The organism is Rhodococcus sp. UNC23MFCrub1.1 (assembly GCF_000686025.1).
Taxonomy (GTDB): domain Bacteria; phylum Actinomycetota; class Actinomycetes; order Mycobacteriales; family Mycobacteriaceae; genus Rhodococcoides.
This window is the reverse complement of the sequence record NZ_JMLQ01000001.1, coordinates 264,765-286,471: the sequence shown is the minus strand read 5'-3', so window position 1 is coordinate 286,471 and position 21,707 is coordinate 264,765. Positions and strand designations below refer to the sequence as shown.

General features: G+C 67.7%; 23 protein-coding genes. 18 read left to right on the top strand and 5 right to left on the bottom strand.

Features of this window, described 5'->3' with window-relative positions; all coding sequences use genetic code 11:
* Positions 1-254 precede the first annotated feature (254 nt).
* From BR07_RS26875 to BR07_RS26865, 9 genes are all read left to right on the top strand, one after another.
* Positions 255-554: a helix-turn-helix domain-containing protein gene (locus BR07_RS26875; protein ID WP_155956896.1), complete on the top strand. Its 300-nt coding sequence runs from the start codon at positions 255-257 to the stop codon at positions 552-554.
* The gene (locus BR07_RS0101360) at positions 551-1,459 is read left to right on the top strand and encodes a hypothetical protein (protein WP_155956895.1); all 909 of its coding nucleotides are present in this window, start codon (positions 551-553) and stop codon (positions 1,457-1,459) included. Before BR07_RS26875 ends, BR07_RS0101360 begins: the two co-directional genes overlap by 4 nt.
* Positions 1,460-1,710: 251 nt before the next feature.
* Positions 1,711-2,784 (top strand): hypothetical protein, encoded by a 1,074-nt coding sequence (locus tag BR07_RS27255; protein WP_197027706.1) that lies wholly within the window; start codon positions 1,711-1,713, stop codon positions 2,782-2,784.
* Positions 2,781-4,175, top strand: coding sequence for an AAA family ATPase (locus BR07_RS27250; protein WP_027503907.1), 1,395 nt, complete (start codon positions 2,781-2,783; stop codon positions 4,173-4,175). Before BR07_RS27255 ends, BR07_RS27250 begins: the two co-directional genes overlap by 4 nt.
* Before the next feature lie 346 nt (positions 4,176-4,521).
* A complete protein-coding gene (locus BR07_RS26870; RefSeq protein WP_155956894.1) occupies positions 4,522-5,346 on the top strand; it encodes a hypothetical protein in 825 nt (274 codons plus the stop codon).
* Between the two features lie 123 nt (positions 5,347-5,469).
* A complete protein-coding gene (locus BR07_RS0101345) occupies positions 5,470-5,697 on the top strand; it encodes a hypothetical protein (RefSeq protein ID WP_027503906.1) in 228 nt (75 codons plus the stop codon).
* Positions 5,682-6,386, top strand: coding sequence for a recombinase family protein (locus tag BR07_RS0101340; protein ID WP_331280440.1), 705 nt, complete (start codon positions 5,682-5,684; stop codon positions 6,384-6,386). Before BR07_RS0101345 ends, BR07_RS0101340 begins: the two co-directional genes overlap by 16 nt.
* A 1-nt stretch (position 6,387) precedes the next feature.
* Complete coding sequence (locus BR07_RS0101335) at positions 6,388-7,719, top strand: tyrosine-type recombinase/integrase (protein ID WP_027503904.1); 1,332 nt, start codon at positions 6,388-6,390, stop codon at positions 7,717-7,719.
* Between the two features lie 68 nt (positions 7,720-7,787).
* Positions 7,788-8,621 (top strand): hypothetical protein, encoded by an 834-nt coding sequence (locus BR07_RS26865; RefSeq protein WP_155956893.1) that lies wholly within the window; start codon positions 7,788-7,790, stop codon positions 8,619-8,621.
* Positions 8,622-8,755: 134 nt separating this feature from the next.
* Here BR07_RS26865 and BR07_RS0101325 read toward each other — a convergent pair whose 3' ends face one another.
* Positions 8,756-9,775 carry an LLM class flavin-dependent oxidoreductase gene (locus tag BR07_RS0101325; protein ID WP_027503903.1) on the bottom strand — a complete coding sequence of 340 codons (1,020 nt, stop codon included), beginning with the start codon at positions 9,773-9,775 and terminating at the stop codon, positions 8,756-8,758.
* Positions 9,776-9,846: 71 nt separating this feature from the next.
* On the opposite strand from BR07_RS0101325, the gene BR07_RS0101320 reads away from it, so the two are divergent.
* On the top strand, positions 9,847-10,281 hold the full coding sequence (locus BR07_RS0101320; RefSeq protein ID WP_027503902.1) for a VOC family protein: 435 nt from the start codon (positions 9,847-9,849) through the stop codon (positions 10,279-10,281).
* A 7-nt stretch (positions 10,282-10,288) separates the two neighbouring features.
* On the opposite strand, the gene BR07_RS0101315 is transcribed toward BR07_RS0101320, so the two are convergent.
* From BR07_RS0101315 to BR07_RS22785, 3 genes are all read right to left on the bottom strand, one after another.
* Positions 10,289-11,791: a DUF222 domain-containing protein gene (locus BR07_RS0101315; protein WP_027503901.1), complete on the bottom strand. Its 1,503-nt coding sequence runs from the start codon at positions 11,789-11,791 to the stop codon at positions 10,289-10,291.
* 298 nt (positions 11,792-12,089) lie between these two features.
* Positions 12,090-13,055, bottom strand: a complete 966-nt coding sequence (locus BR07_RS0101305; protein WP_231476100.1) for an SDR family NAD(P)-dependent oxidoreductase — start codon at positions 13,053-13,055, stop codon at positions 12,090-12,092.
* 8 nt (positions 13,056-13,063) lie between these two features.
* Positions 13,064-13,258, bottom strand: a complete 195-nt coding sequence (locus BR07_RS22785) for an antitoxin (protein ID WP_037183861.1) — start codon at positions 13,256-13,258, stop codon at positions 13,064-13,066.
* 73 nt (positions 13,259-13,331) lie between these two features.
* Here BR07_RS22785 and BR07_RS0101295 point away from each other — a divergent pair, with 73 nt between their 5' ends.
* Positions 13,332-15,242, top strand: a complete 1,911-nt coding sequence (locus BR07_RS0101295) for an alpha-amylase family protein (protein ID WP_051612929.1) — start codon at positions 13,332-13,334, stop codon at positions 15,240-15,242.
* Here the strand turns inward: BR07_RS0101295 and BR07_RS0101290 are convergent.
* Positions 15,239-16,405, bottom strand: a complete 1,167-nt coding sequence (locus BR07_RS0101290) for a lipase family protein (protein ID WP_037184205.1) — start codon at positions 16,403-16,405, stop codon at positions 15,239-15,241. The genes BR07_RS0101295 and BR07_RS0101290 overlap by 4 nt on opposite strands.
* Positions 16,406-16,513: 108 nt before the next feature.
* On the opposite strand from BR07_RS0101290, the gene BR07_RS0101285 reads away from it, so the two are divergent.
* From BR07_RS0101285 to BR07_RS0101255, 7 genes are read left to right on the top strand one after another with little or no spacing between them, the layout of a single operon-like run.
* The gene (locus tag BR07_RS0101285; protein ID WP_051612928.1) at positions 16,514-17,752 is read left to right on the top strand and encodes an acyl-CoA dehydrogenase family protein; all 1,239 of its coding nucleotides are present in this window, start codon (positions 16,514-16,516) and stop codon (positions 17,750-17,752) included.
* A gap of 10 nt (positions 17,753-17,762) precedes the next feature.
* On the top strand, positions 17,763-18,053 hold the full coding sequence (locus tag BR07_RS0101280) for a hypothetical protein (RefSeq protein WP_027503896.1): 291 nt from the start codon (positions 17,763-17,765) through the stop codon (positions 18,051-18,053).
* Positions 18,050-18,664 carry a class I SAM-dependent methyltransferase gene (locus BR07_RS0101275; protein ID WP_027503895.1) on the top strand — a complete coding sequence of 205 codons (615 nt, stop codon included), beginning with the start codon at positions 18,050-18,052 and terminating at the stop codon, positions 18,662-18,664. The genes BR07_RS0101280 and BR07_RS0101275 overlap by 4 nt, the downstream gene beginning before the upstream one ends.
* A 9-nt stretch (positions 18,665-18,673) precedes the next feature.
* The gene (locus tag BR07_RS0101270; RefSeq protein ID WP_027503894.1) at positions 18,674-19,039 is read left to right on the top strand and encodes a VOC family protein; all 366 of its coding nucleotides are present in this window, start codon (positions 18,674-18,676) and stop codon (positions 19,037-19,039) included.
* Between the two features lie 23 nt (positions 19,040-19,062).
* Positions 19,063-19,542 (top strand): SRPBCC family protein, encoded by a 480-nt coding sequence (locus BR07_RS0101265; protein WP_027503893.1) that lies wholly within the window; start codon positions 19,063-19,065, stop codon positions 19,540-19,542.
* 1 nt (position 19,543) lies between these two features.
* Positions 19,544-20,878 (top strand): wax ester/triacylglycerol synthase domain-containing protein, encoded by a 1,335-nt coding sequence (locus BR07_RS0101260; protein WP_027503892.1) that lies wholly within the window; start codon positions 19,544-19,546, stop codon positions 20,876-20,878.
* Between the two features lie 18 nt (positions 20,879-20,896).
* The gene (locus BR07_RS0101255; protein WP_027503891.1) at positions 20,897-21,670 is read left to right on the top strand and encodes a site-2 protease family protein; all 774 of its coding nucleotides are present in this window, start codon (positions 20,897-20,899) and stop codon (positions 21,668-21,670) included.
* Positions 21,671-21,707 lie beyond the last annotated feature (37 nt).

Here is a 21,707-nt window from a genome sequence, read left to right as displayed (position 1 = left end):
GACGTCTCAATCCCACGGGATTGGACAACTTGGATGGTTTGGACACAAATGCCCATTGAGCCTCAGTGGCGACCTCCAATGTTGCAGCAGCGACCGATGCACGAGCAGTGAAGTTGGCTGAGCAGTAGAGGTATCGCGCGGGTATGACCGCTAGCTGGCGAGCAACACACAAATCCCCAACGGGAGATGTGTGTCGTGCGCCAGCTTTTCTGGTTTTCGGCCCCCATCTTCTCCGAACTGCCCCGGAGGACGATATGAGCACTCTTGCTAGACGCCTGCACGAACCGCCCGCAACAGGTGATGAAACGGATATCGATGTCCTGAAGCAATTAGGCATCGACCCGATTGACATTCACGATCTGTCGGAAAGGCAGATGTTCGAACTCGCCCAGCGCGTGAATGCACACACCACACGGTGGATGATCAGGCGTGCCATTGCTACCGGGGAATTACGGGGTATTCGACGCGGTAAGAAGTTCCTGTACTCCAGACGTGAACTGGCGCGATGGATGCAAGCTGGCAGCGATGCCCTGGCTGACGGACAGCACCGATGACCGGGTACCTGGGGGATCTTGACGCGTTCGTCCAACGCGTCAGGGAAGGTTTTCGAGCTGTCACACCGCTGGGGGATGCGATGGATGCCGCCAGACGCCCGGAGTTCGACGTGCGCGGCAGGCCGGTGGTGTTCTCGCCAGGGGCACGCAGATACCCCGTGATTGCGGACACGGTGGACCGCTGGATCGACACGCCGACGACTTATCCCGGCATGAAGGCCCTCCTTGGGGGTCTCGACTACCTGCGTTCCAACGGACCCGACCGTGCCCCGTTGCCGTTCCGACACGGCGGCTACAGCGAGGACGAGCTCAGGGATGTCTACCTCGAGTCCGGCGACGGCATACGTGCTGACCGGGAACGCGCCCTCGCCGAGGAGACGCAGGTGCACGATGATGCGCTCACTGCTGCCGTAACCGGGCCGGTCGGTGTGCGGTCTGTCGTTGTGCACAGCGAGGCAGCGTTCCAGTTCGTGCCGTCGGTCCCGGTGAATCGGGACGGCGTCGTAGTGCGCGGCGACCTGGATGAACACGGCGCGCGACAACCACTCACGCCTGCAGGACTGGATGCGTTGCACCGCAGCGGTGGTTTCGAAGTCGGTCAGCAGACGTTGTCGGCGTTCCCGGTGCCGCTGCACTGGTCCTCCGAGCGCGTCGTGCGGCTTTCGGTCGATCGGGTGCCGCTCACGTGCGAGTTCTGTGCGGCGTTCGACCGTCGCGTTTCTTGGAAGTGCACCGAGTACCTGAAGGTCACCTGCGGCACCGTGACGCACGTCGGTGGGGTGTGCGACGCATGTAAGCGCATCCTGCAGCCGCCGTTCTCGCCGCTGGAGGACCTGTCCTTTGAGGTTGTCGGGTTCGACGGGTGGCATCGCGGTGTCGGATTCTGCGCCGACCGCCACTACTGACACGCGAAGGGCCGTCACCACCAGGGTGACGGCCCGTGTCTCGCTGACGAACTCTGACTCACAACATTCGCCGAATCCCACTTCGGCTGGCCAGAAAGGCCCTGAACGTGACCCACAATATGCCCAATTCGGTTCTGCTGCAACAGCACAACCTTCGACTACAGGATGCCCTCGATGTCCTCCAGTATGGGCCCACCGAACGCATCAGCGTGAACTTCAAGCACCCGGTGCGAGGCGGATTCAGTAGCTGCTTGACGACCGTCCGCGAACTGCCGCAGCGGGAGCTTCCGCAGGACCGCGACGTGTGGTGGGGCGTCAATCCGATCTCACCATCGGTGGCAAGAGGACGAGGAACAGAGGCCGACGTCACCCGCGTCCGCGCGGTATGGGGCGACCTGGACGTCAAGGACGGCTCACTCGCGTCGATGGAACGCTGCTACGCGGTGGTCGAGGTGCTCAGCCGTTGGGTGGGGTCGGAACCGTCGGTGCTGATCGAGAGCGGCCACGGAGTGCAACCGTTGTGGCGTGTGCGGAGTTCGCGCACCCAACCGAACCGCGTCGCGGAGCATTGGCAGCTCGACGGTTCGGCCGGCGAGATGTGGCCGCTGCAACGGTGGCGCGAGGTCTGCGCCGGGTGGGGTGGCTTGGTCGCCGCTGCTGCGGACCATGTGCAGGCCGGGGCTCGCGTGGACAGCGTGTTCGACCTCAGCCACATCCTGCGGTGCCCCGGCACTGTCAACCACAAGCAAATAGACCGGCCTGTGGCGGTGCGGACGGCCTTGAACCCTGCTGCGCCGGGGCTTACCCGGTTGGGCATCGTCAACGCCGTAGCCGAGCGTGCGATCGTCGTCGCACCGACAGCTCCGACAATGCGGTCGGTACCGACGGCACCCCGCGAGGCCGTGGACTGGGTCAATGCGCAACACGGAGCCGACGCCGTCTGGGACGAAATGAGCCCGGCCATGCAGGTGTTGGTGGTGTATCCGCGGTTGATCGAGATGTTCGCACGGGGAGCCGAGGACGACGCGTCCGCGCACGCGGCGATGACGAAACGGGTGCTGGCCGTGGTGCTCGCGGCGACCGAAGGACGTACCGGGTTGGCGCTCGCACTCGAGATGATCCGCCTGGCGTATCTGGAAGTGATGGACCGACGCCGGGCCGGGGAGCTGCCGGGAGAAGCCCGCACCGCGTCGGTCGCCACGGCGGACTTCTATCGGGCGGTACGAGGAGCAGTGTCCAAGGCGCGCGCTCGCCCGGTACTCACCGCGGAGGAGCGGGCGTACGGCACGGCGCCGTTGCGGGTCACAATGGCGGCGCGCGGATGACGATCAAGACGATCAGCATTGCCGAGCTCGTGGGCGACGGGATGACCGCCGAGCAGATCGCTGCCGCTGCCGACGGCCCGGCAGCTGTGGACCGATACGACCGCGTCCGGTCCGTCGGGGGCGATATTGATCCCGTTGTGGCTGAAGCGATCCGCAAGAGCAGTGATCCGTCGGCGTCGTTGGACGCCGAGACCGCCAAAGAGCTCAACCGGCTGCGCGCCCATGACCGCGCCAAAGAGCTGCGCGAGGAAGAACGTGCGCTCGAGGCGCGCGGCGGCGAACCGTCCTTCGCGATGGTCGGCGCGGCGGAGCTGGCGGTGCCTGTCCCGCCGATGGAATGGCTGGTGCAGGGCGTGTGGCCGCGACATTCGTTCGGGCCGATGGGCGGCGAGAAGAAGACGCTCAAGTCGTACAACTTGCTGGCGTTGTCGGTGGCTGTGGCCAGTGGCGAGGCGTTGTTCGGCGAGTTCGCCGTCCACAGCCCCGGCCCGGTTTTGTACTACGTGGGTGAGGGCGGGCAGGGGCCGTTTCAGCGACGGCTCCAGGCCATTGCCCGCGCGTTCAAGGTGGAGCTGGGCGACCTGCCCGTGCACGCCGTGTTCGAGGTCGGGTCGCTGTCGGGGGTGTCGTTCACCGATGCGCTCAAGCGCAACCTGGACACCGCCCAACCCGAGCTGGTGATCATCGACCCGCTGTATGCGTTCCACCCGCCCGGGATCGAGGCGCAGAACCTGTACGAGCGCGGCCGGATGCTGGCCGAGGTGTCGGCGTCGGTGGCGGGGCAAGCCGCGCTGGTGGTGGCGGATCACTTCAAAAAGTCCGGCAACAGCGACCTCGATCTGGATTCCATCTCGCAGGCGGGGATGGGCCAGTGGGCCGACAGCTGGATCTTGCAGAAGCACCGCGAGAAGCCCGACCTGGACGCGGGTGACTACCGCCTGGCTATGGAGTTCGGGTCGCGGCAGTGGGGTGGACGCCGGTACGACCTGGACTGGCACCTCCCGCCGGAAGGTCAGCTGGAGTCGGGCGAGGGTGCGTCCGACGAACTGTCCTGGAGCATCCGCCGCAGCGACAGCGGCACCGGATTGACCGTCAACCGCGTCGACGCTGACGACCGCCTCCGTACCCGCGCGGTGGAGATAGTCACGGAGCGTCCGTACGAGCTGACCGCCAACAAATTGGCCGACGAGCTCGGCGGGCAGCGCAAGGCCACCCTGCGGGTGATCGACGCACTAGTGACCGCTGGCGTCCTGGATCAGCAGATGGCGAGGCGGCAGGAAGGTAACCGCGTCGTCGAGCGCAGTCGCCTGGGGATGGTGGTGCAACTCGCCGCACCGCCAACAGCGTCGGCGGCGTCCGGTGGGGGAGTCAAGAACAGGCGCAGGCGGTGACCGGGACCGTCCGGGCGGACGCCCCGGTGGGTGCCGGTGGCCGGGCAACACGTACTGCGCCGGGTACGGGTTGCTGCCGGTGCTGGGCAACTCGTACCCATGTGCGGGTACGAGTTGGTACGAGTTGCGGTCGCAACCCCATGAAACACCAGCTAGACGGCGGTTTTGAACTCGTACCCGGTGGTGGTTACGGGTTCAATTTGCCGGGGTGTGGTGGGCATGTGTGCGGGTGTACGGGTGGCAACCCGTACCCGTACCCGCCCCTTAAGTACGAGTTGGTTTGGGTACGAGTTGCCCTCGCCAAGTTGAGAACACAAATCAGTCGAGAACTAGGAGAGGGAACGCAATGAGTGAGAAGCACGATCAGTTGGACGAGCTCGACGGAACGGGAGCAGTGGAGGCCGAGTCTCCGAGGCGACCACCGAAGGAGGTGCTGTGGGGCGATGGACGTAGACCGGACCCGGCCACCATCTGCTCGGCGCGGCGCACCAACGGTGAGGACTGCCGCAAGACCGCACTGAAGGGAACGCAGCCTCCGCTCTGTGTTTCCCATGGAGGTGGCGCGCCTCAGGTGCGCCGCCAGGCCCGTATTCGGCTTGAGCGTGCGGCTGACCGCATGGCCAAGGAACTGCTGCGGATCGCCACCGATGAGGACACACCACCGGCCACGCGTTTGGCGTCGATCACGCAAGCACTCGACCGCGCGGGCATCACCGCCAAGACTGCGGTGGAAGTGACCGTGGGTCCAGCCGCTCCCTGGGAAAGCGTTCTCGAGAATCTGGTCGGGGGCAGCCGTTCAGAGTCTCGTGCAGCGCGCGGTGTGGAGGATCCTGACGCCGGCGAGATCATCGACGCCGACTGGCTGCCGGAGGACGATTCGTACAACCCTGTCCGCGCGGCATACGCCACCACACCGCCTGCCCCGGCTCACGGCGCAGGCCCACAACAGCCATTGGACGGGGCTGAGCCTCGCCAGGGCAGCCCAGCAGGGCCGGATGGGGTACCCAGTGGTGGTGCCGACGTCAAACCCCGCAGGGCGAAGGCGAAGGGCAGTCCCATCATCAGCTTGGACGAGGCCCACCCCGACCCAGAACCGAAGCCCAAGAAGCGGAACGCGGCAATCACCCCCAAGATGCGAGACCCGTACAACGGTCGCCGCTCAGCATTCTGAGTGATCTGCGGCGAATGCTGTTGCATCGCAACGTAAGTGGGGTGTCATCCCAAGCCGCGCCAGGCTAGGTTGAGGCGTAAGGCGCTATCGGACGTTAACGCCTCAATCTGGCAGGGAGACAACATGACCGAGTTTCACGGAGGTCCCGTCGCGCACGACCACGAGGTGTGGACAGCGTGCGTTGGCAACGCAGAAGGCTACGAGGAGATCGACGTGACGGTGCCGCGCGGCAGTGACCACGCCACCATTCGCGCCGAGGTGCTGGCCGTGCTCGACGCCGACTACGCGCCGGGGCTGGTCATCGTGGACCTGTCACCTTTCCGCGGAGCACTGGTGTGGGGGAGTCGGTGATGAATATGAATAGTAGAGCGCAGCAGCACTTTCTAGGTTATGTCCGTTGCAGTACCGACGAGCAAGCCGACAGTGGCCTCGGCCTGGAAGCGCAAGAGGCCGCGCTCATCGCCGAGGCCGAGCGTCGCGGGTGGGAGCTGACCATCCTCCGTGACGAAGGGCTGAGCGGTAGTCAGGTGAACCCTGGCTTGCGGAATGCGTTGGAGCAGTTGGCTGCTGGGCTGGCCGACGGGCTGGTGGTCACCAAGCTGGATCGCATGGCGCGCAGCGTCGTGCATGCGGCCGAGATCATGGAGCGCGCCCGCACTCAGCGGTGGAGCCTCGTCATGTTGGATGTGCAGGTGGACACCACCACCGCAGCCGGTGAGGCCATGGCCAACATGCTGGCCACGTTCGCTCAGTTCGAGCGGCGGCTGATCGGGGAGCGGACCAAAGCGGCGCTCGCGGCCAAGCGCGCTCAGGGCGTGCCACTGGGACGGCCCCGGCAGATGCCCACCGCAGTGGCGCGGCGGATCGTCGCGATGCGCGCCGACGGCCACACCTACGGAGCCATCGCGCGGACCCTGACCGCTGACGAAGTGCTCAGCCCTGCCGGTCGCCCGGTGTGGCACGAAAGCACCGTGCGCCGGTTCTGCCAATCCGTCGAGCTGGCCAAGGCCGACGCCCTCACCACCACCACAGGAGCCTGACATGGGTGCCAACCGATACTCGATCCGCGAACAAACGACAGGCCGCGCGCAAGCTCGCTGGTACGACGACGCGGGTAAGCGACGCTCGAAAACGTTCACGACCAGGACCGAGGCCAAGAAGTTCCTCGACAACATCAAGGCTGACCGCAACCGGGGCGACTACATCGATCCGAACGAGGCGCGCCGCACCTTCCGAGAGGTCGCGGAACTTTGGTTCCAGAGCCGCAACCTCCGACCTAAGACAGCGAAGAGCTACCGGACCATCTTGGAGCACCGCATCTACCCAACGTTCGCCGACAGGCCGATCGGCAGCATCACCACCATGGATCTGACGGCCTGGATTACCGATCTGTCTCTCCATGGCAAACGGGTGAACCACAACAACAAGGGCAAGCCCGACTTCACCAACGCCAGCACCGCTAAGGACCATCGCCGCCAAGCGCGGCAGGCGGAGGAACGTCGACGGGACGGAGTCGCCGAGCCGATCGGTACGCCACTGGCTGCGGGCACTGTTGGCAACGCGGTCCGGGTAATGAATCAAGTGCTCGACGCGGCGGTGCGCGCACGGTACCTGCGGGGCAACCCGGCGAACGGCCTTACTCGGGACGACATGCCCAAGCATCACCGCGAGGAAGTGGCGTTCTTGTCCGCAGGGCAGGTTGAGGAGTTAGCCCAAGCCATGACGCGGGTAGCTGCCGAAGCGGACCATCCCGATGCGGAGGCACTGGGCTTACTGGTGAGGTTCGCCGCGCAGACCGGTATGCGTGCCGGCGAGATCTGCGCCTTGCGGTGGGAGAATGTGGATCTCCTGCGGAACCGAATAACCGTGAGCGAGTCCATCAGCACCTTGAGCTCGGGGGAGTGGTACGTGGTGCCGCCCAAGACCAACAAGACGCGGCGTGTGCCACTGCCGCCCGCCCTGGCTGCTGCCCTGGCCACCCACGGGCACGCTCAAGCAGCGCGGAGCGCGTTCGCGCCCGAGGCATACGTCTGGCCGACGGAGCGCGTCACCGCCGAAGCGCCCTACGGGTCCAGGCCCATGCACTGGGGCCGGGACTTCTACCTGCCGTACTGGAAGCGCGCCGCGCGCTTGGCGGGACTGCCGAACACGTTGCGCGCTCACGACTTAAGACATTCGTGCGCGGCACTTCTCATCGCGGCCAACGTCCCGGCGAAAGCGATCCAGGCTCACCTCGGACACAGCTCTTTCAAAGTGACCATGGACATCTACGGGCACCTATACGACGACGCCAGCGACGCGGTGACCGATGCAATGGACGCGGCGTTTGCGATTCGGACACATGCAGGCAACGTGACTCCGATCAGCGGTTAGCGGCAACGATCTGAACATGAGTGCGCCGCTGACCGACGTTGTCGGTGTGGTGGTCTAGTGTCCACGGCATGAGCTGGCAACCGTTGTCTAGGCGTACCAGGGGTCTTGGACCTGATGGCCCCTACGAGGGCGTGCCCGAACACATGGTGACACTCTTAATTGACTGGTACGACCACGTGACGCGTGACGTATACGGGTATCCGGACCTTGAGGCACAGCGAAAGCTGGCGGCAGTGCTGCGGATGCCCTTGAGCCCGGCGGGTAATGCACATGACGCCAGGCGAGAGATACTCCAAGCCGCTGTCCAAGATCATGACTTCTTTCTCGATGTGATCGACGCAGCTGTTCGATTCTGCACACGAAATGCCACAGATCGCCAGAAGTTGAACGAGGTGCTCGCCACTTGCGCTTCCGTGTGGCGGGTTGCTCAATCGGGCGATGGAATTACGCGCACGGTCGCGCCTGAACTCATGGATCTGATGTCATCCGCTACATCGCCAGGCGATCTAGCTAGTAAAGACGTCGCAGTGGCGTGGGCAAACGCATTCGGGCGGAACGGTGACCCGTCGGATGCGTGGGATCACGCAATAAAGGCGCTAGAACATTTACTATCGCCCGTTGTTGTTCCAAAGAAAGACAAGGCAACCTTGGGGGATGTTGTTGGCGTCCTGCGTGCGAACAACGGAAATAAGTGGCGAAGTAGCCTTCCCGGAAAAAACGAGGATAACGCGGTCGCGCCTCTCGTCGGAACGCTGGACCTCATCTGGCCCAATACGGTCGATCGGCATGGCAGTGCGACGAACCGGTCGCCGACCGTGGAAGAGGCTCGGACGATAGTCAGCATCACGGTCGCACTGGTCCAAGCGCACCGGGAGACGCCTCTCGTCTACAAGGTCCCTTGAGACCGCCTGGACACAGAAGATGAACGCCTGGGGCTAGCACGGGGCTAAGCCGGGTGTCGACGCTTGTATTAGCCCAGCTTGTAGGGTTGCGGTACCCCGTTCACGCGTTCCGCTTCAACGTCTGAGCGGGACTGCTACCGCCAGCCCAACTCCGGCGCCACGTGCGTCAGCACCGACTCGATGAGGTGTGCGCAGTACTCGACGCCGAGCTGGTTGGGCACGGTCAGGAGGAGTGTGTCGGCCGCGGCGACGGCTTCGTCCCTCGCCAGCTCCGCGATGAGCTTGTCTGGTGAGCCGGCGTAGGTCTTGCCGAAACGAGCGATGCCGCCGTCGATGTAGCCGACCTGATCGCCGCCGCCGCCCTCGCGGCCGAAGTAGGCGCGATCGACGTCGTCGACGATCGGGAAGATGCTGCGGCTCACCGACACTCGCGGTTCGAACGAGTGGCCGACGTCGGACCACGTCTTGCGGAAGCGCTCGATCTGTTCGGCCTGCAGTTCGTGGAACGGCACGCCGGTGTCTTCGCTCAGCAGAGTCGAGCTCATGAGGTTCATGCCCTGCTGCGCCGTCCACTCGGCGGTCGCACGAGTACCTGCACCCCACCAGATGCGCTCACGCAACCCGTCGGAGTGCGGCTCGAGGCGCAACAGGCCGGGCGGGTTGGGAAACATCGGGGAGGGGTTCGGCTCCGCGAAGCCCTTGCCCTCCAACAGGTCCAGGAAGATGCGCGTGTGGTCACGGGCCATGTCTCCGCTGTCGGTGCCCTCGGCCGGGGCGTAGCCGAAGTAGCGGAAGCCGTCGATGACCTGCTCGGGCGATCCCCGGCTCACACCGAGCTGCAGCCGCCCGCCGGAGATCAGGTCGGCGGACCCGGCGTCCTCGGCCATGTAGAACGGGTTCTCGTAGCGCATGTCGATGACGCCGGTGCCGATCTCGATGCGATTGGTCTTGGCACCGACGGCCGCGAGCAGAGGGAACGGCGACGCGAGCTGGTTCGCGAAATGGTGAACGCGGAAGTACGCGCCGTCTGCACCGAGTTCCTCGGCGGCGACCGCGAGGTCGATCGACTGCAACAGCACGTCCGATGCGGAGCGCGTCTGCGAGTGCGGCGACGGTGACCAGTGCCCGAACGACAGGAACCCGATGTTCTTCATGCACCGGAGAACGCTGAGGGCGCCCGAATATTTCCCTTCCGACGGCTGCCACTGTCGCCTAGCGTGGTTCCATGGCTCAGGTGAGACAGGTGCAGGTCACCTTCGATTGCGCGGACCCCGAGCGAGTCGCCCGATTCTGGTGCGAGGTTCTCGGATACGTGGTGCCGCCGGCGCCCGCGGGCTTCGCCGACTGGGCGGAGTTCGACCGTTCGCTCCCCGCCGAGAAACAGGGGTCGGCCTTCGCATGCGTGGACCCGAACGGGGTGGGCCCACGGCTGTACTTCCAACGCGTACCCGAGGCGAAGACCGTCAAGAACCGCGTCCACCTCGACGTCCGTGTGGGCGTCGGCATGGTCGGTGACGAGCGCCTCGGGGCTCTGGAAGCGGAATGCGCACGCCTCGTCGACCTCGGAGCCACGCGAGTGCGGCTCCTGTCCGCGGGCGACGGAGAAAAGTCCTGCATGGTGATGCAGGACGTCGAGGGCAACGAATTCTGCCTGGACTGACGTCCCGTCAGAACGGTGGTGGGTCGTCGTTGTCGGCGAACTCTCGTCTACGTCGGTTTCGGGAGCGTTCGGACCGCCGCCGCGCATGCTTGTCCGCCAGGCGGGTTCTTCGCCTGGTCGGTGATGTGCGCGGGGCATCCGGTGGGGCCTGCGCCGGCTGTTCGAAGGTGATGTCGGCGAGTCCGGGGTACAGGTCGTACCCGTTGTGCGCCGGGCCCGGAATCACGCGTCCCTCGGGTGTGGCGATGGTGGAGACGACTCGTCCGGTGTCTCCGTCGAGGTACTGGTCGTCGACGAAGTCGCCGAACGTCTTCAGGTTGTGGTGAAAGCGGCACTTGGCGCCGAGGTTGACGTCGGTCGTCTGTCCACCGGCCGCGGGATCGTCGTGGTCGTACTCGGTGATGTGGTCGAGGTCGCCGGTCCAGACGGCGTTGCTGCAGCCGGGCCAGGTGCAGTACTGATCGCGGATGCGCACGAACGTGTCGAGGGCACTGGACGGGCGGTAGGGATCCGCGGGTTGCGAGGCGGGGTTGGTGGCGGCGACCGGCCTCAGAACCGCGTCGGGGCGCGCAGCGAGGTCGGCGACGTGGTCGGCGGAGATGACGCCGTGGCCCGCGAGGAAACCCGGGTTGCCCTGCTGCGCGGAGGCGGTGTCCCCGTTCACGGTGGCGGCGTCGGCGACGACGTGCACGATGACGGTGGTCAGGAGACCGTCCTCGCCGGTCCAGCCGGGAGCGTCGCAGTTGTCACGGTCACACTGGCATTCGAAGGGGGTGCGCGTGGCGAGGGCGAAGAGGGCGTCGCTGCGTCGGGCGCCGGCGCTGCGCGGGTCTTTCGGGCAGACGCGTCCGGCGAGGTCGTCGACAGCAGCGGCGACGAGGACGGCGTTCTCGGCGGGCATGGTGGCGCACTGATAAGCCATGCCGTCGGGTGCGGGGTCGATCCAGAAGCCGCGGTCGTCCTTCGCGCGAGTGCGACGCTCGCGGACGGCGTCGGGGTCGTGGCGGTAGACGATGCGGTCGACCATGTCGCGCATCCGGGCCACTGACCAGGAGCCGCGTCGCCGTAGTGCCGCCGCGATCTCGGCATCGACCAGGTGGGCATGGTCGGTGCCGTCGACGAGGTCGGTGCGGGCGATGATGGTGTGGATGTACTTCGGGGTCACGAGGCCGTCGCGGAGGCAGGCGGCAACGTCGGGCAGACGATCTCGCAGGGCCACGGCACGGGTGAGGATGCCCTCGCCTGCGCCCTGGGTGATCGACAGGACTGCGGCGATGCGGGCGGCGCAGTGAGTGGTGGCGTCGAATCGGCGGCGGTCGGCGGTGTCCAGCGGCGCGACCAGTCGGGTGTGCAGTTCCGCCGCGGCCCGGTAGCGGGTCCATTCGAGGTACGCGGCGCCGGCGGTGGCGTGGGTCAGTGCGCCGAGGACGCCGTCGACCGTGACGTCGGCGAGGTGTCCGGGTAGGCCCATGGCCTCCGGATCGCGCGTCGCCCACCCCTGTTCGAACATGTGTGCGAAGGTAGCAGCGGGCACCGACACGAACAGGCCGCCCGTAGTTCACCCGAGACTTCCTCGTGCGCGCTCCTGACGGAAACGTCGTGAATGTCGTGATGCACCGAGCGTGACAGTGACTCGTCACCGACATCCGCCGTCCGAGGTGCACGCCTGCAACGACGCGTCTTGACTGTCGGGGACAGATGTTCCCTGCAGTGAGGACTACCGCCATGCTTTCGCTCTGGATCTGGAATCAACCGTGGGTCTGGTCCTCGATCGTGTCGAACCTGACCGATCTCCTCTGACGGAGACGTCAGCCGAGGTCGATACCCGTGGCCTCCACGACCGCGCCCCACAGTGCGTCCCGTGCCTCCGGCGAGTCCCGCCGCCAGGACGGGTAGTGCGTGGGGCGCGGTCGTCTGTCGTGCCAGAACATCCCCGTGGACGCGAGTGGCAGATCGGCGGCCGCGAGCCACACGATGGTGTCGGCTCCGTCGTCGGCGGTGCGGAGGATGGGTTTCATCACCGAGCCGAACATCGGAATGGAGTCCGTGACACCGGGTGTGGCCGCCCACCCCGGGTGCATGCTGTGCACCACGGGATCGTCGGGCCCGGTGAGGCGCTCCGCCAGTTGCTCGGTGATCACCACCTGCATGCGCTTGGTGCGGGCGTAGGCGGTGAGGCCCGAGTAGTCGCCGTGAGCGAACTCGACGTCGGTGGTCTGCAGCGGCACCGGATACATGCCGCCGCTGGAGACGAACACCACGCGGGACCCCGCGTCGAACAGCTCGCGTAGCCCGACCGTGAGCGCGACGGGCCCGAGCACGTGGGTCGCGAAGGCCATCTCGTGCTTCTGTGCCGTCTCGGTGCGCTCGGGCGGCATGACGCCGGCGCAGTGCACCACCGCGTGGATCGACGTCAGCTGAGCGGTCAGTGTGGTGACCAGCGCAGCCACGGCATCGAGGTCGCTCATGTCGCACTCGTGCGCGACGAGCTCGGCGCCGGGCACGGTGTGGCGGATCTCGGTCGCGGAGGCGTCGAGCCGCCGCGCCGAACGCCCGACCAGGTGCACCCGCGCACCGAGGACGGCCAGTTGTCGGGCGGCAGCTGCGCCGAGACCCGAGCTGCCGCCGGTGACGATCACGTCGATGGGGGCGGGGAACGGGGCCGGATCGGCCGCCCAGAATCGACGACGGACGGCCGACCCGATACGGGAGTAGCCGGGCACGACCGTCCGGTCGAGCGCCTCGTCCAGCACTCCTGTCAGAAAGTTCCCCACCGCGACCACTAGGCGGGAGGACCGTCGGTGCGGTCGCTGTTCTTCTCGCCGATGGCGTCCTTGGCCTTGTCCAGCGCGCCGTCGATCTGGGAGTCGTGCCCGGCGAACTTCTTCTTGGCCGCGTCGCCCGCTTTGTCCAGTGCCTGTTCGACCTTCTCCTCGTTCTGGTCGAGCTTGCGCTTGATCTCGCCGAAGTTCACCATCGGTCGTCCTCTCGTTGATCGTGTGAGCTGCAGTTCGAGGCTACCCACTGCCGGGCGTGGAAGAATCCCGACCATGCCGCGCACCGCCGTACCCGACGCGATCCACGACATCATCGGTGCGGCACTCGCCCCGCTCCCGCCGCACCGGCGGGACACCTTCACTCTCCGTGTCGAGCGCTGGTGGCCCGATCTCCACGAGGCCGTCACCGCCCTGTACGCGGAGCCCGATGCGGTGGCGCGCACCCTCGTCGAGCGTGCGGCACACGCGTTCGCGGACCGGCCCGACGAGCTGCACCGGCTCGACGAGCGGCGTCTGCTGGAGCCGGACTGGTTCCAGCAGCCCACCATGTTCGGGTACGCCTGTTACGTCGACCGTTTCGGTGACACTCTGTCCGGTCTGGCGGATCGGCTGGACCACCTGACGGATCTCGGTGTCACCTACCTGCACCTGATGCCGCTGCTCACGCCGCGTCCGGGCGACAACGACGGCGGGTACGCGGTCATGGATTACCGCACGGTGCGGGAGGACCTCGGGACGGTCGACGATCTGCGGGCGCTCGCCACCACCCTGCGCGAGCGCGGGATCAGTCCCGTGATCGACCTGGTCCTCAATCACGTTGCCCGCGAACATGAGTGGGCGGAACTGGCGCAACAGGGCGACGCAGTCCACCGCGACTACTTCCACATCCATCCCGACAGGTCGACGCCCGACGCCTACGAGCGCACGCTGCCCGAGGTGTTCCCCGACTTCGCACCGGGGAACTTCACGTGGGACGACGGCGTCGACGGCTGGGTCTGGACGACCTTCAACGAGTGGCAGTGGGATCTGAACTGGGCCAATCCCGCGGTGCTGGTCGAGTTCGTCGACATCGTCGCCGCTCTCGCGAACCTGGGCATCGAGGTGGTCCGTCTCGACGCCATCGCCTTCCTGTGGAAGCGGCTGGGAACCAACTGTCAGAATCAGCCCGAGGTGCACGCGATCACGCAGATCCTGCGGGCGACGGCGCGCATGGCCTCGCCTGCGCTGTTGTTCAAGGCCGAGGCGATCGTCGGACCACGAGATCTGTTGCCCTACTTAGGAACCGGATCGCACACCGGTCGGGTGTCCGACATCGCTTACCACAACAGCCTCATGGTCCAGGTGTGGTCGATGCTGGCCTCGGGCAGCACCGAGCTGGCGCGCCACGCCCTGTCGACACTGCCACCGACTCCGCCGGGCGGGACGTGGGTGACGTACGTGCGGTGCCACGACGACATCGGATGGGCGATCGACGACGGCGACGCGGCCGCGATGGGTCTGTCCGGCGCCGGCCACCGACACTTCCTCGCCGACTGGTATTCCGGAGAGTTCCCGCAGTCGTGGGCGGAAGGTCTGGTGTTCCAACACAATCCGGACACCGGCGACCGTCGGATCAGCGGGACGGCGGCGGCGCTCTCGGGCCTCGGTGCGGAGCGACGGGATCCGGACGGCGCGTTCGCCCGGCTGTTCCTCGCCCACGCCCTCGTCGCGGTCTGGGGCGGGATCCCCGTGGTGTGGAGCGGGGACGAGATCGGCTCGCCGGGTGATCCCGACTGGGCGGCGGAACCCGGCCACGAGGACGACAACCGGTGGGTGCACCGACCGCGCGTGACCGACGCCGACAGGGCGCGACGCCACGAGCAGGGCTCCGACGCGCAGCGGGTGTTCGACGGCATCGCGCACATCGCCCGCGTGCGGTCGGATCTGCCCATGCTGCATGCCGAGGCGCCGGTCGACGTTCTGGGCGATCTGGACGACGGAGTGCTGGGTGTCCGCCGTCGGCACCCGAGCGGCACACTCGTCGCCCTGTTCAACGTGAGCGACACACACCGCCCGGTGGCGGTGTCCGTCCTCGGCCGCTCGGGAATCGTCGCTCCGCGGGAGGTGCTGACGGGCGTCGGGTCGGTCGACGACGACACCGTCTGGCTCCCGCCGTACGCCGCCTGGTGGGTGGTGGACGGCTAGCCGTCCCGGAACCTCGCGTCGATCCACCGCATCGCGAACGGCAGACCGGACAGCGCGCCCACGAAGTGGTCGCCGAACACGGGCCGGTACTCCACGTCCGCGCCGCGTCCGCGCCACGCGTCGACCAGGTTCAGGACGCCCTGCTCGGGGATCCACCGATCGGCGAACCGGGGCACCGCAGCACCGTGATAGAACGCCACGGGTACGACGGGCGCGTCCGCCCCCGGAGTGTTCGCCTCGATGACGGCGCGCGCGGTGGCGGACTCGAACACGCCCGGGTCCACGGACAGCCGTTCCAGTCGCAACCGCGCCAGCCCGGACAAGGCCAGCGGGACGACGGACAGGTCCTTGATCATCGACGCGAGAACGATGCCGGTGGGGCTGAACTGCTCGACCAGGGCTGGGTGTTCGCGAGCCATGCCGATGATCGCCGCCCCGAAGAGGCCGGCTCCGAGGGTGCCGTTCATGGTCCCGCGCAGCAAGCCGACGTCGACCGGTGATCCTCCGGCCACGGCGCCGCGCAGGACGAGCTCGGGCGCGTAGGAGGGGTGCAGTTGCGCGGCCCAGGCCGTCGCGATGGCACCGCCGCTGTAGCCGTAGAGGGCGGTCGGGCTCGTCGCGTAGGACGGGTCGAGCGCGACGAGTCCGCGGATGCTGTCGAGCACGGCGTGCCCTGCCATGGTCCCCTCGGCGTAGGCCATACGCGGTCCCTGATGGTCCGGGATCAGCACCGCGTACCCGCGCTGAAGCCAGAGCGGAACCACCGTGGGGAAGTCCTGGCCGACGCCGTGGACGATGCGATACGACGGTGTCGACCGGGTGCCGAGCGAGTCGATCGCGACGTTGTGCACGACCACGGGCCGGGTACCCGACCCGCGCCACGGCCTCCTCGGTTCCATCAGCGTGGCGGTGACGGGCACCGAACGACCGAGAGCGTCGGTGGAGCCGACCATGAACTGGCGCAGGCGGGTTCGTGGTCGCGGGAACCATCCCGTCGCATCGCGGTGGCGCACGAGGACACCCGGTGACAGGTCGTGATCAGGCGTGTCGAAGAAGGAGTCGCCGGCGATGGGGGTCGGCAGGATGGCCGCGTGTGGATCCGCCGCCATCTCCGATGTGATCCGCCCCGCGATCAGTCGATTCATGCTGCGCGACAGCGCCATGGTTCCCCCCGTTCGGGTCACCGTACTGCCTCGGGCAGCGGCCGTGGCAAGAATCTCCTCGAGTCCAACGGTGTCGGCCGACGGCGCCGACGTGCAGTCTCGTCTCCCGTGACGACGACACACGACCGAGTGACCGACGGCCCGGCGACCGACGAGGCCCTCCGCGCCCGCTTCCAGCCCGTCTTCGACCGCATCGCCGAGGGCGCGGTGGCCCGCGAGAAGGACAGACGGCTCGCCCACGACGAGATCGCGCTGCTGCGCGAGGCCGGCTTCGGCGCACTGCGCGTGCCGGTCGAGCACGGTGGCTACGGCGCCTCGGTGACGCAGTTGTTCTCGCTGCTGGTCGATCTCGCGGCCGCCGAGTCGAATCTGCCGCAGGCGCTGCGCGTGCACTGGAGCTTCGTCGAGGACCAGGTGGCGGCAGAACCGGGACCCGACCGCGACGCGTGGCTGCGGGCGATCGCCGACGGCACTCTCGTCGGCAACGCGATCACCGAGCCGGGTGTCGGGGCGGTGGACCACTACCGCACGACGGTCACGCGCGGCCCGGACGGTCTGCGTCTGAACGGCGAGAAGTTCTACAGCACGGGCAGTCTCTACTCCGACCACATCCTGGTCGCTGCCGACCTCGACGGCGAGCGGGTGTCCGTGCTCGTCGACTCGGACGCTCCCGGCGTCGTGCAGCGTGACGACTGGGACGGCTTCGGGCAGCGGCTCACCGTCAGCGGCACCACCACGTTCACCGACGTCGCCGTCGACGAGTCGCGCCTGCTCGGACCGGGGTACGGCGCACCCGGACGCACGTACGCGACGTCGTACCTGCAGCTGGTCCAGCTCGCGGTCCTGGCCGGCATCGCGCGCCGCGCCGCCGACGACGTCACCGCGTGGGTCCGCGCCCGCACCCGCAGCTACACCCACGCCGCCGCCGACCTGCCGCGACACGATCCGGTGGTGCAGCAGCTCATCGGGCGGCTCGAAGCTGCCGCCTGGTCCTCCCGCGCCCTGGTCCTGTCGGCGGCCGCGGACGTCGAGAGCGCCGTCGAGGTGGGCGACGACGCATCGCTCGACCGGGCCGAGCTGAGCACGTCGCACGCCCAGGCCGTGGTCGTCGACCTCGTGCTGGACGCGACGACGCAGTTGTTCGAGGTCGGCGGAGCATCGATCGTGTCGGAGACCCTGGCCCTCGACCGGCACTGGCGCAACGCGCGCACCATCTCCGTGCACAACCCGGTGCTCTACAAATTGCGCTCGGTGGGTGCTCACGTGCTCAACGGCGATGACCTGCCCTACGCCTGGTCGGCGGGGAACAAGACGAGCATCGCGGCGCCCGCTACGGGCAGGGGATAGCGTCACGGGCATGACACACGCCGGTGGCACCGACCCGAAGCCCTACTCAACGGGGGAGCGGGTGTTCGGTCCGCCCAACGGCACATTCGACGCGGACTGGGCGGCGACGGCCCTGCGCTCGAACCGGCCGGAACTCGACCACGCGACGTCGGTACGTCTGGTGGAGAAGGCCTGGGACCTGCTGCGCTCGCAGGGGCTGCGCGGCAGCGAACTCGCCGATGCCCTGGATCTCGAGCCCGGGCTGGCGTCCGCGGTGTCCGACGTGGCGACCGAGACCGCGCGCTTCTACCTCGACCGGTGACCGCTACCCGGTGGTCGGCCGAGCGCAGTGCCGAGGACTCGCACGCCTACGTCGCCCGCTTCCGGGAACTGGAGGCGTCGGGCGCGGACATGCACGGGGAGGCCCGCTTCGTCGACGCCGTGCTGCCCCGAGCCGCGCGTGTCCTCGACGCAGGATGCGGAACCGGACGACTGGGCGCGGAACTCGCGCGGCGCGGACACACGGTGACCGCCGTGGATCTCGACTCGGTCCTGGTCGAGGAGGCGCGTCGACAGCACGGCATCACGGTGGTGGAGGGCGACCTGGCGACCATGGATCTGGAGCCGCAGTCGTTCGACGCGATCGTGGCCGCCGGCAACGTCATGGTCTTCCTCGCCCCGGGCACCGAGTCGACGGTGCTCCGGCGCTGGCACGACGCGGTGGTCCCGGGCGGGGTGGTGATCCTGGGGTTCGCGACGGACCGCGAGTACACCGCCGACCGGGCCGAACGAGACGTCCGGGACGCCGGCTTCACGGCCGTGCAGCGCTTCTCCACCTGGTCGGTGGCACCGTGGCGCGAGGGTGCGGAATGGGTTGTCCTGACCGGGTACCGACAAGCGGGAAGTCTCTCGGGCATCGGCACGCCTGGCTAGAATTCGGACATGACACGACCCACGATCGACATGGACTACACGGTTCTCGACTGTCCCGATCCGGTGGCGCTCGGGCGTTTCTACACCGCTCTGCTGGGGTGGAAGGTGGTGCAGGACGATCCCGACTGGACCGTGATCGAGGGCACCGGCGGCTCGCGTCTGGCCTTCCAGAAGGCGCCCGACTTCGTCCCGCTGTACTGGCCCCGGGAGGGCATCCGCATCCACCTCGATCTCGTGGTCGACGACATGGAGGCGGCGCAGGCCTTCGCTGTGGAGCAGGGTGCCCGCGTGCTGGACGACGACGGCGAACACCCGGGTTTCCGCGTGTTGCAGGATCCCGTCGGTCACCTCTTCTGCCTGTGCAGGCGCGACTGACAGCTGCGCCCTACCATCACCCCATGACCACCGACAGGGTCCACGAGTTCGTGATCGAACGTTCCGTCCTCGTCGACGCTCCGGCGTCGACCGTGCACGGTTTCGTCGACGATCTGCACCGGTGGACGTCCTGGTCGCCGTGGGAGGGCAGCGACCCCGATCTGTCCCGCACCTACAGTGGCTCGGAGTCCGGGGTCGGGGCGTCCTACGCCTGGTCCGGTAATCGCAAGGCCGGCGCCGGGTCGATGACCATCGTGGATTCGACGGACGATCGTGTCGTGCTCGATCTGCTGTTCACGAAACCGTTCAAGGCCACGAACGTGACCATCTTCCTGCTGTCGCCGGCAGGAAGCGGCACCGAGGTGACGTGGCGGATGACGGGACAGCAGAACCTCGTCGCGCGTCTCGTCGGCAGGATCGTGCCGATGGACAGGTTCATCGGCAGGGACTTCGAGAAGGGACTCGCCGCGCTGAAGTTGCAGGCGGAGCAGCAGGACCGTTGACGTGACCGGTCGGCTCACGGCCACCGACGCCCGCATGTACTGGCTGTCGCGGCGCCTGCCGAGCGACCAGTTCCTGCTCTACGCGTTCGACGGTGTGCTCGACGACCCGGACGCCGTCGCCACGGCACTCGTGCGTCGGGCGCGTGTGGTGGACGGGCTGTCGGTCCGTCTTCGCGAGACGCGGTGGACGGCCGACTACCCCTACTGGGTGCCCACGGGGGTGACCCGCGACCGGGTCCGCGTCCACGCCGGCGGGACGTGGCAGGACTGCCTCGACCGGGTGGCGGAGACCTTCGGGGATCAGGTCGAGCCGCGCCGCGAGCCGTGGCGCGTGCATCTGTACCCGTGCGTCGACGGGGTGCCCGGCACGACGGGGTCGGCGACGGTGCTCGTCCTGCAGATCGCGCACGCTCTCGGGGACGGCGGGCGGGTGTCGGCGCTGGCTCGCGCGTTGCTGTCGGACGAGCCGTCAGCGGCGGTGCGCACGGTGGTGGTGCCGGCGCCCCTCGCGGTCGCGCGTGGTGCCGTCGAGCTTCCCGCACGGGTGATCGGCATGGTGCGTCGGGCACGTGAGGCGGTGGTGGCCGATCGTCGGCGCACGGCCGACACGGCGGGCGGCGTCATCCCCGGCCCGCCGCTTCCCCGAGCGCCGACGCTGCTGTCCCGCCCGGCAGGCGGAACCACCCGCATCCGGTGCGTGGTGTGCCCGGCGTCGGACCTCCGCACCGACACCGTCAGTGTCACCGTGGCCGCGCTCGTCGTGGTGTCGGACGCGATGAGTCGGCATCTCGCGTTCCTGGGCGAGCCGGTTCCGGACGACCTCGGGGCCGAGGTCATGATCGCCATACCGGGGGATAGTCGAACCACCCCTGCTGCCAACGCTTTTCACAACGCGGGGGTGGATCTGCACCCGTCCGTGCAGGATCTCCGCGCTCGGGCACGGGCGATCGACGACTCCCTGCGAGATCGGCGAAGACGGCTGGAACACCCCGCGTTCGGGGTCGGCGATCGTGCGACGGAGACCGTTCCCGCGGTGATCGTCCGGCGCGACGTCGACCGCGCCGACCTGTCGGTGGCGCCGACGACGGTGGCGGGTCACACGGTGGTCTCCAGTGTGAACCGAGGCGTCGCCGACCTCACGCTGAGCGGTCGGCCCGTCGTGCTGAGCGCCGGGTTCCCGGCCCTCTCGCCGACGGTCGGCGTCACGCACGGAGTGCACGGCATCGGCGACGTGGTGACCCTCTCGATCGTGACGAGCGACGACGTCATGGACGCCGACGCGTACACCGACTGCCTGCGGGAGGCCGTCTATCGAGTGCGGGAAGCGCTCAGGTGACCCGCCTACGCTGCTGACATGGCACTGTCCACGTCGGTACGACCCAGCCCCGTCTTCCTCGCGGTCGTCGCCGTCGCCGTGATCGGCGGTGTTCTGGCCTGGAACTCGACCAGGCCGGGCGACGTCCTGTCGTATGCCGGTGTCTTCGTCCTCGTCATCGGTGGATGGGTGGTGTCCCTGTGTCTCCACGAGTTCGCCCACGCGGTGACGGCCTGGCGCTTCGGTGATCACGACACCGCCGCGCGCGGCTATCTCACGCTGAACCCCCTGAAGTACACGGTGCCCGGACTGTCGATCGTGCTGCCGCTGATCTTCGTCGCGCTGGGCGGGATCGGTCTGCCGGGCGGCGCCGTGTGGCTGAACACCAGCGGTATGACCAGGCGGCAGCGGACGACGGTGTCCCTGGCCGGCCCGTTCGCCAATCTCGTTCTCGCGGTGATCCTTCTGGCGATCGTCGCGGTGTGGGCACCGGGCAGCGAGCACGCCTCCTTCTGGTTCGGCATGAGCTTCCTCGCCTTCCTGCAGGTGGTCGCCGTGGTGCTGAACCTGATCCCGATGCCGGGCCTGGACGGTTTCGGGGCGATCGAGCCCTACCTGTCGCCCGGTGCGCGGCGGTCGTTCGCGCAGATCGGGCCCTACGGGGTTCTCATCGTGGTGGCCCTGCTGTTCGTGCCGCAGGTCAACCGCGTCTTCTTCGACGCGGTGTACTCCCTGTACGAGCTGTCCGGCGTCCCCGCGGGGTGGGCCCAGAGCGGCGGCGTGCTCACGCGGTTCTGGACGCAATGGTACTGATCGCTGGGGACGAGGGGACTCACGGGACTAGCGGGGT

Coding starts and splice junctions, on each gene's coding strand:
- BR07_RS26875 (WP_155956896.1), top strand. CDS start 255: ATGAGCACTCTTGCTAGACGCCTGCACGAACCGCCCGCAACAGGTGAT.
- BR07_RS0101360 (WP_155956895.1), top strand. CDS start 551: ATGACCGGGTACCTGGGGGATCTTGACGCGTTCGTCCAACGCGTCAGG.
- BR07_RS27250 (WP_027503907.1), top strand. CDS start 2,781: ATGACGATCAAGACGATCAGCATTGCCGAGCTCGTGGGCGACGGGATG.
- BR07_RS26870 (WP_155956894.1), top strand. CDS start 4,522: ATGAGTGAGAAGCACGATCAGTTGGACGAGCTCGACGGAACGGGAGCA.
- BR07_RS0101345 (WP_027503906.1), top strand. CDS start 5,470: ATGACCGAGTTTCACGGAGGTCCCGTCGCGCACGACCACGAGGTGTGG.
- BR07_RS0101335 (WP_027503904.1), top strand. CDS start 6,388: ATGGGTGCCAACCGATACTCGATCCGCGAACAAACGACAGGCCGCGCG.
- BR07_RS26865 (WP_155956893.1), top strand. CDS start 7,788: ATGAGCTGGCAACCGTTGTCTAGGCGTACCAGGGGTCTTGGACCTGAT.
- BR07_RS0101325 (WP_027503903.1), bottom strand. CDS start 9,775: ATGAAGAACATCGGGTTCCTGTCGTTCGGGCACTGGTCACCGTCGCCG.
- BR07_RS0101320 (WP_027503902.1), top strand. CDS start 9,847: ATGGCTCAGGTGAGACAGGTGCAGGTCACCTTCGATTGCGCGGACCCC.
- BR07_RS0101315 (WP_027503901.1), bottom strand. CDS start 11,791: ATGTTCGAACAGGGGTGGGCGACGCGCGATCCGGAGGCCATGGGCCTA.
- BR07_RS22785 (WP_037183861.1), bottom strand. CDS start 13,258: ATGGTGAACTTCGGCGAGATCAAGCGCAAGCTCGACCAGAACGAGGAG.
- BR07_RS0101295 (WP_051612929.1), top strand. CDS start 13,332: ATGCCGCGCACCGCCGTACCCGACGCGATCCACGACATCATCGGTGCG.
- BR07_RS0101290 (WP_037184205.1), bottom strand. CDS start 16,405: ATGGCGCTGTCGCGCAGCATGAATCGACTGATCGCGGGGCGGATCACA.
- BR07_RS0101280 (WP_027503896.1), top strand. CDS start 17,763: ATGACACACGCCGGTGGCACCGACCCGAAGCCCTACTCAACGGGGGAG.
- BR07_RS0101270 (WP_027503894.1), top strand. CDS start 18,674: ATGACACGACCCACGATCGACATGGACTACACGGTTCTCGACTGTCCC.
- BR07_RS0101265 (WP_027503893.1), top strand. CDS start 19,063: ATGACCACCGACAGGGTCCACGAGTTCGTGATCGAACGTTCCGTCCTC.
- BR07_RS0101255 (WP_027503891.1), top strand. CDS start 20,897: ATGGCACTGTCCACGTCGGTACGACCCAGCCCCGTCTTCCTCGCGGTC.